A 12,322-nucleotide genomic window follows, 5' to 3' on the forward strand; every position below is an offset into this window, starting at 1 on the left:
GCATGGCTCTTAAATATTATCATGCGGAACCGGCGGCAAACTCGCTGAAATCGATGATTCCGCTCAAGGAAAAAGAACTTGAGTTTGAGAGCGTTTATGTGGATCTGCACAAGTTTGAGCAACATCAACCATGGTTTATTGCCATCAATCCGGAAGGCCAGGTGCCGGTGCTGGATCACAATGGCCATATCATCACACATACAACGGTGATCAATGAATATCTGGAAGATGTTTTTCCGGAAATTCCCCTGCGCCCCTATGAACCGGTCGGCAGGGCCCGCATGCGCTACTGGAATAAATTTGTCGACGAACATGTGATGAATCATGTGTCCATGCATGGCTGGCACCGCATGGTCGGCGTGATTGCCCGGGGCATTGAATCCGGTGAGTTCGAAGAACTGATGGAGCGTATCCCGCTTCCTGACCAGCGCAAGAAATGGAAAACGGCCCGGGCCGGTTTTTCCCAGGAACAGCTGGATGAAGCCACGTCAAAAATCGAAATTGCCGTCGACAAGGTCAATGACCAGCTGGGCGAAACTCCGTGGCTGGCCGGTGACATGTACACCCTGGCAGACATCAATTTCTACTGCCATTGCGGTATGATGGTGGAGCGCATGTTCCCCGAGATGGACATCCCGAACAGGGCGCCGAGGCTGGTGGAATGGCGGGACCGGATGACGGCCCGTCCCGGCGTCAAGGCGGCCCTGGAAATGCCGGATCATACCAACCCGGCGCTTCGTACCTTCACCGGGCATGCGAAGTAAAGTAATCCAGGCCAGAAAAAAGGGCGGCGTAATTTCGTCGCCCTGATTTTTTAGGCCATCTCCATCCGCCTTCAGGAAATAGAAGGAAAAATATAATGCCCCAGGATTTCCATGTTTCCCGACTCAGGGCGAGCTATGTTCTGATCCTTTTCTGGCTGGCGACCATGTTCAGTTATCTGGACCGACAGGTTCTTGCGGTCCTCATGGAGCCCATCAAGGCCGAATTTTCCCTGAGTGATACCCAGCTAGGTTTGCTCGGCGGTTTTGCCTTTGGCAGCTTTTACGCGGTCCTTGGTCTTCCCATTGCCCTGATGGTGGATCGCCTGAACCGGCGTAACATCCTTACTGCTTCCATTTTTTTCTGGAGCCTGATGACGTCCGCCTGCGGCCTTGTGACCAGTTTCGGGGGGCTTTTTGCCGCCCGCGCCTGTGTGGCGGTGGGAGAGGCCGGAGGGGCCCCCAGTATCGCCTCCCTGGTGTCCGATTATTTCCCGCCGGAAAAGCGGGCCCGGGCTTTTTCTGCCCTGATCATGGCGATCCCGGTCAGCATTATGATCGGCTATACCCTGGGGGGGCTTCTGAACCAGCTGTATGGCTGGAAAATGGCTTTCATCCTGATCGGTTCTCCCGGCATTGCCCTGAGCGGTGTGATCTTCTTTACCATCCGGGAGCCGTTGCGGGGTCGTTCAGAAAAACGGATAGACATTACCGAGGCTCCCTCTCTCTGGAACTCTCTGAGATTTCTCCTCAGGCAGCGCGCCTATGTGTTTATGGTCATTGCCGGATCACTGGTGTCCGTGGGCAACTGGGGAGCGGGGATCTGGACCCCGTCCTATCTCATCAGGCTGCACGAACTGGATATAGCGGAAGCAGGTGCTATCGTTGGTCTTGTCTGGGGAACGGCCGGCATCATAGGCTCCCTGTTCGGCGGCTGGCTCACCGATACCCTTGCGTTGCGGACAGGGGACCAGCGCTGGTATTTTGGCGTTTGTACCCTCGCTCTTCTAGTGACCCTGCCTCTGGCCGCGGGAACTTACTTTACGGATAACCTGCAAACGACCTGTATTTTCATGTGGCTGCAGGTCTTTTTCATGCATATGTACGGCGGACCCCAGAGCGCTATGCTTCAGGCATTGTCCGGCTTGCGGATGCGAGGCATGTCGGTCTCCTTTTTCAATTTCATCAACAACCTGATAGCTGTTGGAATTGGGCCGTTGTTTGTGGGCATGGTCAGTGACTTTTACGGCGTGGAAGCGGGCGCGTCCGCCATCCGCTACGCCCTGTTCAGTGTTATCGTTGTGGGTTACGGCGGGGCGGCGGCGTTTTTTGCCTTCGGTCTTCCCACCCTGCGCCAGGATCTGGATCTGGCCCGGAAAAGCTGAGGCCCGCAAGGGGGCGAGTTTCCTGTTACAAGGAAAGGAGGAAGAATTTATGGCGACTTTTATTCTTATTCATGGCGCCTGGCACGGCGGCTGGTGCTTTGACAAAGTTGCGGAACTTCTGGAGGCCCGCGGGCACAAGGTCATTGCACCCGATCTTCCGGGGATGGAGCGGGACCGGGAAGTCAGCGATGAGGAACTAGCCGCCGTAAGCCTGGACGGATGGGCGGGGTTTGCCGCTGACCTTTGCCGCAGCGCCCCCGAAAAGCCTGTGATCCTGTGCGGTCACAGCCGGGCCGGCATTGTCATCAGCCAGGCGGCGGAAAAGGCTCCTGAAGCTATAGATGCTCTCGTATATATATGCGCCATGCTGATTCCCTCGGGCATGTCCCGGGCGGAGCTCAAAGCCCGGCAGAAACCAAATCCGGCCTTTGATGCCATCCGGTTGCCTCACCCCAGCATGGCGGCGACGGTGGTGGACAACGCCGGCAATGCGGTCGAGGTTTTCGCCCAGATGTCGCCACCGGATCTGGCCCATGATGCGATCTCCCGGCTCAAGCCGGAACCCTCTGCGCCGACCGGTACACTCCTTAACCTGACAGAGGAGCGCTTCGGCTCGGTACCCCGGCACTATATCGAATGCCTGCATGACCGGACCATCCTGATCGAGGACCAGCGCCTGATGCAGAGCCTGCAACCCTGCCAGACCGTGACAACCCTGGAAACAGATCACAGTCCGTTCCTGTCCATGCCCCATGAATTGGCAAACGCGCTGTTGCAGATTGTAGACAGCGCGTCAGAATAGGGTTCAGAAAGACGGTGAGGGATTATTCGCCGCGGGCTTCCATGCGGGCTTTTTTGTAATTCGCCCGCCGGCCCTTTTCGAATTCCACCCGTTTCTTTGCATTTTCGTCCAGTTCATCCTGTGGCGGGAAGGCGTCGATGATTTCATCAAACACCTCACGAAGCTCGTCCTTGAATTCCGGATGGGAGAAAATATAGAAGCGGTTGGCCCGGATGCCGTCAAGCACCTTGGCGGCAACTTCATCAGGTTCCATGCCGTATTGGTGGAGGTTGGCCAGTTGTTCGGTAAAGGCCTTGTCCTCCGGCTTGCCGCGACTGGCAAGACCTTCCGGACGAACGGAGTCACTGGCATAGATATAACTCTTGACCAGACCGGGGCACAGAATGGAAACGCCGATGCCCTGGGGAGCCAGACTGTAGCGCAGCGATTCGGACATGCCGCGCACGGCAAATTTTGTCGCGTTATAAATGCCGGGGGCGGGACCGCAGAGGAAGGCGGCCATAGAGGCCGTATTGACGATATGTCCGCCAAGGCCCCGTTCCTTCATGCGCGGCACAAAGGTCTGGATGCCGTTGATCACACCATGCAGGTTTACCCCCATGACCCAGTCCCAGTCGTCATAGGTGCTTTCATCAATGGTCTGGAACAGGTTGATGCCGGCATTGTTGAAGAGCAGGGAAACCGGCCCCAGGCGCTCTTCCACTTCGTCGGCCACTCTGGCGAATTCCTCTCGCGATGCGACGTCAAGCTTGACGCCTATGACATTGTGGTTATCCAGGGTTTTGAGGGCCGCCTCCAGGCTGTCTTCCCGGATGTCGGCGATGGCGACCTTGCAGCCTTCAGTCAGAAGAGCCCGGGCCAGGCCAAGGCCGATGCCGTTGGCGCCCCCGGTAATAAAAGCAGTACGTCCTGCTAAATCTTTCATCTCTCTTGCTCCGTTATTTCTTTAACTTCTTCTGCCGTTCCAGTTCATCCGCATGGGCCTGGTTGTAGAACAGCGGTGCGAAAGTTTTCTTCAGTTCTTCATTTTCCGGCAATTGATCCGGCACTGCGGCACGCATAGCGGCCGTGCGGGCCTCAACGCCTTTGGTGAATTCGCTGTGGGTCAGGATATAGAGTTCGTCATTCTCGATGCCCTGGGCCACACGCTCGCCGATTTCTTCCTTGGTTTTATAAAGGTGGGAGAAGTCACCGCCTTGCTGGCGGCGCTTGTCGGTTTCCGCATAGCCGGTATCGGAAAGTTCGTCCGGGCGGGTTTTGCCGGCCTCGGCGATATTGGACTGGACCGGGCCCGGGCAGAAGGCAGACACGATCACCCCTCGACCTTCCAGTTCCGCCCGCATGGCCTCCGCCATACCGATAACAGCGGCCTTTGATGTCGTATAAATGACGGTGCCGGGGTGGGGCAGGAAGCCGGACATGGAGGCGGTATTGACGATATGACCGCCTTCACCGTGAGCCAGTATCCGGGGAAGAATCGTCACAACCCCGTTGATGGTGCCCTGAAGGTTGACACCCATGGTCCAGTCCCAGTCCTGGTAACTTGCCATCTCGACCGGCCCGATCACCGCGACCCCGGCATTGTTAACGAGGATATGGATTTTGCCGAAACGCTCTTCTGCCGCATCGGCGGCATCCTTGAAGGCGTCACGGTCCATGACGTTCAGCTTGAGGGCCAGCACCTTGTCCGGGCTATTAAGCTCTTTCTGTGCCTGTTCCAGATGGTCGTCGCGAATGTCGGCAATGACCAGGTTCATGCCGCGGTTCAAAAGAGCCTTGGCGATGCCCAGGCCGATGCCGCTGGCGCCGCCGGTAATAAAAGCGGTTTTACCCGAAAGATTTTGCATTCAAATTCTCCTGATTCTCTCTATTCAAAATTCTAAGCTGTTTTTTCTTTATCCTGAATTTCCCTGATGGTTTCCGCATAGGGTTTTACGGCAAGCCACAGGATGACCAGGGCAATGGGGCTGATGATTGCGTAGGACGTGGCCATGGCGTATCCGATCTGCATTTCATCCCTGAAGACATAATTGGTGATCAGGGCAAGCACGGTTGGGCCGAAGCCATAGCCGATCACATTGAAGCCAAAGAGGACCAGAGCCGAAATCTGGCCACGCATGCGATTGGGGGTGGCAAGCTGGATAGCGGCATTCTGCGGGCCAAACAGGAAGGCCGTGAAGAACATCCCGATGGCGTTAAGGCCCGCGGCCATCCAGCCCACCGGCATCAATGGGGCGGCGATCATGAAAGGCAGGCTTACGATCAGGGCGAAGATAACCACGCGCATATTGGCGTCTGCCCGGCCTTCCCGTGTCCAGCGTTCCGCCATCATGCTGCCGAGCATGGCGCCGACAGGCATGAGCAGGATAAAGGTCAGGCCGGACACCAGGCCGACAGTAGCCACGGACCATCCGTAAGTGCGCATGAAAAAGGCAGGTCCCCAGCTGGCATGGCCAACGGCAACAATGGTGTTCAGGGAGATGCCGATTATTAGCGGGACGTAAACCCATCTCTTGTTCATCAGGAAGTCGCCAACCTCCTTGATTGAGGGCGCTTTCCCGGCAACACGCCGGACCGGTTCGCGAACCGTCAACATCAGCAGGGAAACCAGAAGACCCGGGATGCCAACCACAATAAAGGCAAGCTGCCAGACCCGCAGTTCACCGATGATGGGAAAGGAAAATGCCGACGCATTTGCCGCCAGAATACCGACGACAGTGCCACCGATCAGAAGAGCCAGACCATTCCCGGCGATAAATCCGAAATTAAGGAAAGCAATGGCCCGGGGCAGCTTTTCCGGCGGGAAATAATCGCCGAGCAGGGAATAGCTGGCCGGTCCGGTGCAGGCCTCGCCGACACCGACCCCTACACGGAAGGCAAACAGGGTATTGAAGCTCTTGGCCAATCCACAGAGGGCCGTGGCACCGCCCCACAGAGCCAGGCCAACAGCGATGAGTTTCTTGCGATTGCCGTGATCGGCGTAACGGGCAATCGGCAGGCCGGCGAACATGTAAAACATGACAAAGGCGAATCCCATGATCAGGCTGAGCTGGGTATCGCTCAGCTGCAGGTCGGCCTTGATATTCGGCACCAGAAGGGCGATGATCCCGCGGTCGAGAAAATTGATCAGGAGTGACAGGGTAATGACAAAGACGGCGTACCAGCCGCGTCGTGCACTGGGCCAGTCTGGCGCAATGTTTATTTTATGCAGATTTTGGGCATCCATTGTGTCTGTCGATCTCCCGAATATACGTAAAACCAGTCCCTATTATTTTTATTTTATGTATGCATATTACCATAACATCCGTTAGTATTGCATACAAATGGTTTATAGCGATATCGGTTAGTATTGCATACAATTATTTTTTGGTATAAGTCTTTTAGGAACTGAAGGCCCGCGGACCTGGGAGACGCTGGGAATAATATAACAGAGGAGCGCATAATGTCTGAGTCGGATCGAATCAAGGCACTTGAGGACCAGGTTGCCGCACTTACAAAACGGCTTACCGTCAGTGAAGATGAACAGGCTGTTCGCAAGCTGCATCACCTGTATGGATATTTCATTGACAAGTGCCTGTATAATGAGACTGTAGCGCTGTTTACCGAGGATTGTGAAGTGCATTTCTTTGGCGGGATCTATAAAGGTCATGCCGGTGCGGCCCGTCTCTATATCGAGCGTTTCCAGAAGAATTTTACCCACGGAAATAACGGTCCCATCGACGGTTTCCTACTTGATCATCCACAGCTCCAGGATATTGTCGATATTCAGGATGACGGCGTCACTGCGCTGGGTCGTTTTCGCTGTATGATGCAGGCCGGACGGCACAAGGATTACGGCGAACCCCGCCAGTGGTGGGAAGGCGGATTATATGAAAATGTATACAAAAAGGTGGATGGTGTCTGGCGGATCCATATCCTGAACTACTGTCCCCAGTGGCATGCCGACTTTGAAACCGGCTGGGCAAATACACGCCCCAACTATGTGCCGTTCCTCGACACCATCTACCCGGAAGATCCGACCGGGCCGGACGAGTTGAAAGAAGATGTCTGGCTGTGGCCGACCCATAAGGTCGTCCCCTTCCATAATATTCATCCGGTGACAAAAGAACCTATCGTGCCGGAACGCTGGCAGGGTGATATCGATCGTGAAAAGGCTGGAAAATGAGCAACTATCCCTCACTCTATATGATCATTGACGGCGAGCGTGTGTCCGGCGGCGGCAGGCGTACACACAAGGTCGTCAACCCGGCGACGGAGGAAACTCTCGGCGAACTTCCGCTGGCCAGTGCGGAAGACATGGACCGGGCGCTCGAGGTCGCGGATCGCGGTTTCAGGATCTGGAAAAAATCCACGCCGCAGGAGCGGGCCGCCGTGCTTCAGGGCGCTGCCCGTCTGCTCAGGGAGCGGGCCGATGATCTTGCCAGGCATGCCACTATGGAAGAAGGCAAGCCGTTCGGGGAAGCCCGGATAGAGGTGATGATCGGCGCCGGCCTGTTTGAGTTCTATGCCGGTGAATGCCAGCGCATTTACGGACGCATCCTGACCCGCCCCGAGGGCGGACAGAGGTCCATGGTCACTAAGGTGCCGGTAGGGCCGGTGGCAGCCTTTGCGCCCTGGAACTTCCCGCTTGGCAACCCGGCCCGCAAGCTCGGAGCGCCGATCGCAGCCGGTTGTTCGGTGATCATGAAGGCGGCCGAGGAAGCACCGGCGTCGGCATTGGGTATTTTACAGGCCCTGCTGGATGCGGGTCTGCCCAAGGAAGCGGCGCAGGCGGTCTTCGGTGTGCCGGATGAAGTGTCCCGTCACCTGCTGGCCTCTCCCATCATTCGCAAGCTGTCCTTTACCGGTTCAACTGTGGTCGGCAAGCATCTGGCCAAACTGGCGGCCGAGGATATGAAACGGACAACCATGGAACTTGGCGGGCACGGTCCGGTGATGGTCTTCAATGATGCGGATGTGGACAAGGCGCTTGACGTCATGGCTGCTCATAAGTTTCGCAATGCCGGACAGGTCTGCGTGTCTTCCACCCGGTTTATCGTGCAGGAAGATATTTACGATCGTTTTGTCCAGGGCTTCAAGGAACGGGCAGAGGCTGTCAAGGTGGGGAACGGGATGGACCCGGATACCCAGATGGGCCCCATGGCCAACCCGCGTCGTCCGGAAGCGATGGAACAGCTGATCGGCGATGCCATCGAATGTGGCGCAAAACTGCAGACCGGCGGCAAGCGCATTGGTAACCAAGGCTATTTCTATGCCCCGACGGTATTGTCCGATGTTCCCCTGAATGCCCGGATCATGAATGAGGAACCCTTTGGGCCTGTGGCCATGATCAATTCCTTCAGAACCGAAGAAGAGGTTATTCAGGAAGCCAACCGCCTGCCTTACGGTCTGGCCGGTTACGCCTGGACGTCGGACTCGCGCCGTCAAAGACGGCTCGCCGAAGAGGTCGAGGTTGGCATGCTTGGCCTGAATACGGTCATGATTGCCGGGGCGGATGCACCTTTTGGCGGTGTGAGATGGTCCGGTCACGGTCATGAGGATGGCCCGGAAGGACTGGATGCCTGCCTTGTCACCAAAACCGTTCACGAGGGATAAGTTGCCATGACACATGAACTGAAAACCGGGGGCGATCGCGGTTATCTCCGCATTGCCACTGAGGAAGCCTTTGCGACCCGCGAGCAGATCGATGCCTATCTCAGGATGGTCAATGATGGCACGGCGGACAAGGGCATGGTTTCCCTGTGGGGTTTTTATGCCCAGTCGCCGTCCGAACGAGCCATGCAGATTATTGATCGGCTGATGGATCTGGACAAACGGCGTCTGGACGATATGGACGCGACCGGCATTGATGTGGCGATTCTCTCTCTGACCTCTCCCGGTGTGCAGCCGTTGATTGATGCCGGGGAAGCCAAAGGCATGGTCGCCCGGGCCAATGATTATCTGGCCGAAAGGGTAGAGGCTCATCCGACCCGCTTTGTCGGCATGACCAGCATTGCCCCGCAGGATCCGGACTGGAGCGCCGCCGAAATCAAACGCGGCGCCGACCTGGGTTTCAAGGGTGTGATGGTCAACAGTCACACCCAGGGTGAATATCTGGACAATGCCAAATTTGATCCAATCTTCAAGGCGTTGGCGGACACCGGCCAGCCGCTTTATATCCACCCGCAGACACCGCCGGACAGCATGATTGATCCGATGCTTGAAGCGGGCCTTGACGGCGCAATTTTCGGTTTCGGCGTCGAGACGGGCATGCATCTCCTGCGCCTGATCACCATCGGGATTTTTGACCGCTACCCGGATCTCAAGATCATTGTCGGTCATATGGGAGAGGCGCTGCCGTACTGGCTCTACCGTCTTGATTATATGCATCAGGCGGGGGTCCGGTCCCAACGGTACGAGCGCATGAAGCCGCTGAAAAAAACAATCGCGGACTATATGCAGTCCAATGTCTATGTCACCACCAGCGGCATGGCCTGGGAGCCGGCGATCAAATTCGCCCAGAGTGTTCTCGGGGATGACCGGGTCATGTATGCCATGGATTACCCGTATGAATATGTGGCTGACGAAGTGCGCACCCATGACCTTCTTGATATTTCGGATACGGCCAAGAAGAAGCTGATGCAGACCAATGCGGAACATGTATTTGGTCTGAAATAAATAACCGTTCGCCAAGTTTGCGTGCCTCCCCCCAGATGGGGGAGGCCTTGTTCCAGTTCTTGCAGCCTTATATCAGGGAGAATACCAATGAAAGACGAAGTCACCCCGAAACTCGGCGGCAAGTCGGCTTATTATGCTTTGTTGCTGGTCGGTCTGTGTCAGGCCATGTCGATGGTGGATCGTCAGATCCTGGCTATTCTGATGCCGCGCATCAAGGCCGACCTGAACATTGGCGATGCGGAAATGGGGCTGCTGTATGGTACGGTTTTTGCCCTGTTTTATGCGGTTTTCTCCCTTCCTCTGGGGCGTCTGGCCGACGGCTGGATCAGAACCCGGCTGCTTGGCCTGTCGATCATCGGCTGGTCATTCATGACCGCCCTCGGGGGGATGGCCAACGGTTTTGGTCTTCTGGCCCTGTCCCGCCTTGGGGTGGGTATCGGTGAGGCCAGCGTGCAGCCGGGCGGTATGTCCCTTCTGTCAGATGTCTTTCCGAAGAGAAAAAGGGGCACTGTGACCGCGGTTATGGCGGCTGCCATCGCCCTTGGCCTTGGTTCTGCCCTGTGGATCGGCGGCTCCGTTGCTGATGCCTGGGATGGGGCTTTTGCTGATGGTGCTGCGCCCCTTGGGCTGAAGGGCTGGCAGGCGGCCTTTCTGGCGGCATCCATACCGGGTCTTTTCCTTGGCTACCTGATGATCAAAATGAAAGAACCCCGCCGGGGATTGTCGGACGGTATCGACCACCATGATGACCCGCATCCCTTCCGGGAAAGCTGGTTGACCCTGACGTCTATTTTGCCGGGCCTTTCCTGGCTTACCCTGCTGCGCCTGAAAGCGAGTTCCCGGGACTGGATAGTCAATATCGGCGGCTTGCTGATCATAATTCTTATGGTGGGGGTAATGATCCACTGGACCAACGGCTTGCGGCTGGTTAATCCAATCGCCTTATCAGTGGGGGGCTATGATTTCGGTGGTAATGAACTGCAATGGACCGTCACCGGTTTTGGCCTCTATGTCATTCTGAGCTGGATGCAGTCCCTGAAACTCAGGGACAAGCCAGCCTTCGAACTGGTCGTTAAAACGCCCTCCATGATCCTTGTCATTATCGTTGTTTCCCTGCAGATGGTCATCAATTACGGGGGCATGGCCTGGACCGCCGCTTACCTGATTAATCACTTCGGCCAAAAACCCGCCGAGGTGGGACTTCAGTTCGGGGTGATGATTTCCATCATCGGCATTGTCGGCCCCCTGATCGCCGGACCGGTTTCCGACTGGGTCAATGGTCACATTGCCGGTGGCCGGCTTTATGTAACACTTGGAGCCTTGATTCTGTCGCCGCCACTGGGGATCATCACTTTCACCTCCGACTCCGTTGGTCTGTTCTATGTCTTTTATGCCTGTTTCGGCCTGGCCCTGACCATGTGGTTGCCGTCCATCTATGCCTGCCTCATGGATCTGGTGCTGCCGCGTATGCGCGGAACGGTGATGAGCTATTATATCCTGACCATGACCATTACCGGAATGGGTATGGGGCCATATATTGTCGGCCTGATGAGCGACATCAACGGAGGTAACCTGGCGTCAGCTATTCTGAATCTTTTCTGGGTGTCGCCTTTGCTGGTGGTGCTGACCTATATCCTGATCAGGCGATTGCCAAAGGATGAGGCTTCGCTGCTTGATCGTGCCCGCGCCGCCGGGGAAAAGGTCTGAAAACGTAAAAAGGGAGAAAAGCATGCGTGACTGTTTCAAGCTGTTACTGACATTATTTGCTGCGGGGCAGTCTCTCTTGGCTGCTCCTCTGGCCTCTGCCGGGGAAAATGATTGTGCTGCCCTGAAGACGCTGGAACTTTCCGATGTCCGTATCGCTGCTGCCGAGGATATTTCAGGGAATGAATTCTGGCCTTATCCCCATTCCGTCTTTAACAGCATGGCCGGTCCCAATCCGGGCACTGATGTCGCCTTCTGCAGGGTGGCCGGTGTCATAGAAAAGGAAATCACTTTTGAAGTCTGGCTGCCGAAAGACTGGAATGAGCGTTTTCAGGCCGTGGGGAACGGCGGCTTCAGCGGCGGCCTCAACTATCCGGCCATGAACCTTGCCGCGGGGCGTGGCTTTGCTACGGCGTTACCCCGTTCCTGTGGGTCCCTGTTGTTGAAGGGCAGTTGGCCCTTACGGAAATTGTGACCGAGGATGAACGGGACTGGACCCCGGAAACCTTTGATCCGGACCGGGATATCCCGGAGCTGGAAAGCCGGCTCGGCGATAGTCTTTCCGCCTGGAAGACGGACCTGTCCTCGTTCCGGGCCCGGGGCGGCAAGCTGATTACCTATCATGGTTGGACCGATCCCTGGCTGTCTCCCTACAACAGTGTGGATTATTACCAGCAGGTGGCTGAAACCATGGGGCCGGAAAAGGTCGATGATTTCTTTCGGCTGTTCATGGTGCCCGGCATGGACCATTGTCGCGGCGGTCCCGGACCTGATCGCTTTGATATGGTGGATGCCATCATGAAATGGACCGAGGAAGGAATAGCTCCGGACAGGATTATAGCCCTTGGCGCCCTGGATAATGGTGGTCAGAGAACCCGCCCCTTGTGTCCTTACCCCCAGGTTGCTGTTTATCGGGGAGAGGGAGATACGGATCAGGCGGAAAATTTCGAGTGCCGCGCGGCCGAATAGCCCCCTTGGCATCAACATCTAAAAAACAAGCCCGCTTCATCAAG

The 12,322-nt window shown here is 56.3% G+C and carries 12 protein-coding genes; 9 read left to right on the top strand and 3 right to left on the bottom strand.

Annotated elements, in window-relative coordinates; translation table 11 throughout:
* Window positions 1-2 precede the first annotated feature (2 nt).
* The 3 genes from ACORNT_RS06320 to ACORNT_RS06330 all read left to right on the top strand — a co-directional run bounded on the left by ACORNT_RS06320 (window position 3) and on the right by ACORNT_RS06330 (window position 2,948).
* On the top strand, window positions 3-764 hold the full coding sequence (locus ACORNT_RS06320) for a glutathione S-transferase family protein (RefSeq protein WP_321396921.1): 762 nt from the start codon (window positions 3-5) through the stop codon (window positions 762-764).
* Window positions 765-859: 95 nt separating this feature from the next.
* A complete protein-coding gene (locus ACORNT_RS06325) occupies window positions 860-2,146 on the top strand; it encodes an MFS transporter (protein WP_321396924.1) in 1,287 nt (428 codons plus the stop codon).
* Window positions 2,147-2,195: 49 nt separating this feature from the next.
* The gene (locus ACORNT_RS06330) at window positions 2,196-2,948 is read left to right on the top strand and encodes an alpha/beta fold hydrolase (RefSeq protein ID WP_321396927.1); all 753 of its coding nucleotides are present in this window, start codon (window positions 2,196-2,198) and stop codon (window positions 2,946-2,948) included.
* A gap of 22 nt (window positions 2,949-2,970) precedes the next feature.
* Here ACORNT_RS06330 and ACORNT_RS06335 read toward each other — a convergent pair whose 3' ends face one another.
* The 3 genes from ACORNT_RS06335 to ACORNT_RS06345 are packed head-to-tail and all read right to left on the bottom strand — an operon-like array spanning window position 2,971 to window position 6,174.
* The gene (locus ACORNT_RS06335; RefSeq protein WP_321396930.1) at window positions 2,971-3,873 is read right to left on the bottom strand and encodes an SDR family NAD(P)-dependent oxidoreductase; all 903 of its coding nucleotides are present in this window, start codon (window positions 3,871-3,873) and stop codon (window positions 2,971-2,973) included.
* A 13-nt stretch (window positions 3,874-3,886) separates the two neighbouring features.
* Window positions 3,887-4,795 carry an SDR family NAD(P)-dependent oxidoreductase gene (locus tag ACORNT_RS06340; protein ID WP_321396933.1) on the bottom strand — a complete coding sequence of 303 codons (909 nt, stop codon included), beginning with the start codon at window positions 4,793-4,795 and terminating at the stop codon, window positions 3,887-3,889.
* A 32-nt stretch (window positions 4,796-4,827) separates the two neighbouring features.
* Entirely contained in the window at window positions 4,828-6,174 is a 1,347-nt protein-coding gene (locus ACORNT_RS06345) for an MFS transporter (protein WP_321396936.1), read from the bottom strand.
* A 216-nt stretch (window positions 6,175-6,390) separates the two neighbouring features.
* Between ACORNT_RS06345 and ACORNT_RS06350 the strand changes: the two genes are divergently transcribed.
* The 6 genes from ACORNT_RS06350 (at window position 6,391) to ACORNT_RS06375 (ending at window position 12,278) form a co-directional block, all read left to right on the top strand.
* Window positions 6,391-7,113 (top strand): nuclear transport factor 2 family protein, encoded by a 723-nt coding sequence (locus tag ACORNT_RS06350; RefSeq protein ID WP_321396939.1) that lies wholly within the window; start codon window positions 6,391-6,393, stop codon window positions 7,111-7,113.
* A complete protein-coding gene (locus ACORNT_RS06355) occupies window positions 7,110-8,543 on the top strand; it encodes an NAD-dependent succinate-semialdehyde dehydrogenase (RefSeq protein WP_321396942.1) in 1,434 nt (477 codons plus the stop codon). Before ACORNT_RS06350 ends, ACORNT_RS06355 begins: the two co-directional genes overlap by 4 nt.
* A 6-nt stretch (window positions 8,544-8,549) precedes the next feature.
* On the top strand, window positions 8,550-9,605 hold the full coding sequence (locus tag ACORNT_RS06360) for an amidohydrolase family protein (protein WP_321396945.1): 1,056 nt from the start codon (window positions 8,550-8,552) through the stop codon (window positions 9,603-9,605).
* 87 nt (window positions 9,606-9,692) lie between these two features.
* Window positions 9,693-11,312 carry an MFS transporter gene (locus ACORNT_RS06365; RefSeq protein WP_321396948.1) on the top strand — a complete coding sequence of 540 codons (1,620 nt, stop codon included), beginning with the start codon at window positions 9,693-9,695 and terminating at the stop codon, window positions 11,310-11,312.
* A gap of 22 nt (window positions 11,313-11,334) precedes the next feature.
* Window positions 11,335-11,784: a tannase/feruloyl esterase family alpha/beta hydrolase gene (locus ACORNT_RS06370; RefSeq protein ID WP_321396951.1), complete on the top strand. Its 450-nt coding sequence runs from the start codon at window positions 11,335-11,337 to the stop codon at window positions 11,782-11,784.
* A complete protein-coding gene (locus tag ACORNT_RS06375) occupies window positions 11,781-12,278 on the top strand; it encodes a tannase/feruloyl esterase family alpha/beta hydrolase (RefSeq protein WP_321396954.1) in 498 nt (165 codons plus the stop codon). Before ACORNT_RS06370 ends, ACORNT_RS06375 begins: the two co-directional genes overlap by 4 nt.
* The last annotated feature ends 44 nt before the right edge of the window (window positions 12,279-12,322 follow it).

Origin of the sequence: Emcibacter sp. (assembly GCF_963675455.1) — a bacterium.
Taxonomy (GTDB): Bacteria; Pseudomonadota; Alphaproteobacteria; order Sphingomonadales; family Emcibacteraceae; genus Emcibacter.

Coding starts and splice junctions, on each gene's coding strand:
- ACORNT_RS06320 (WP_321396921.1), top strand. CDS start 3: ATGGCTCTTAAATATTATCATGCGGAACCGGCGGCAAACTCGCTGAAA.
- ACORNT_RS06325 (WP_321396924.1), top strand. CDS start 860: ATGCCCCAGGATTTCCATGTTTCCCGACTCAGGGCGAGCTATGTTCTG.
- ACORNT_RS06330 (WP_321396927.1), top strand. CDS start 2,196: ATGGCGACTTTTATTCTTATTCATGGCGCCTGGCACGGCGGCTGGTGC.
- ACORNT_RS06335 (WP_321396930.1), bottom strand. CDS start 3,873: ATGAAAGATTTAGCAGGACGTACTGCTTTTATTACCGGGGGCGCCAAC.
- ACORNT_RS06340 (WP_321396933.1), bottom strand. CDS start 4,795: ATGCAAAATCTTTCGGGTAAAACCGCTTTTATTACCGGCGGCGCCAGC.
- ACORNT_RS06345 (WP_321396936.1), bottom strand. CDS start 6,174: ATGGATGCCCAAAATCTGCATAAAATAAACATTGCGCCAGACTGGCCC.
- ACORNT_RS06350 (WP_321396939.1), top strand. CDS start 6,391: ATGTCTGAGTCGGATCGAATCAAGGCACTTGAGGACCAGGTTGCCGCA.
- ACORNT_RS06355 (WP_321396942.1), top strand. CDS start 7,110: ATGAGCAACTATCCCTCACTCTATATGATCATTGACGGCGAGCGTGTG.
- ACORNT_RS06360 (WP_321396945.1), top strand. CDS start 8,550: ATGACACATGAACTGAAAACCGGGGGCGATCGCGGTTATCTCCGCATT.
- ACORNT_RS06365 (WP_321396948.1), top strand. CDS start 9,693: ATGAAAGACGAAGTCACCCCGAAACTCGGCGGCAAGTCGGCTTATTAT.
- ACORNT_RS06370 (WP_321396951.1), top strand. CDS start 11,335: ATGCGTGACTGTTTCAAGCTGTTACTGACATTATTTGCTGCGGGGCAG.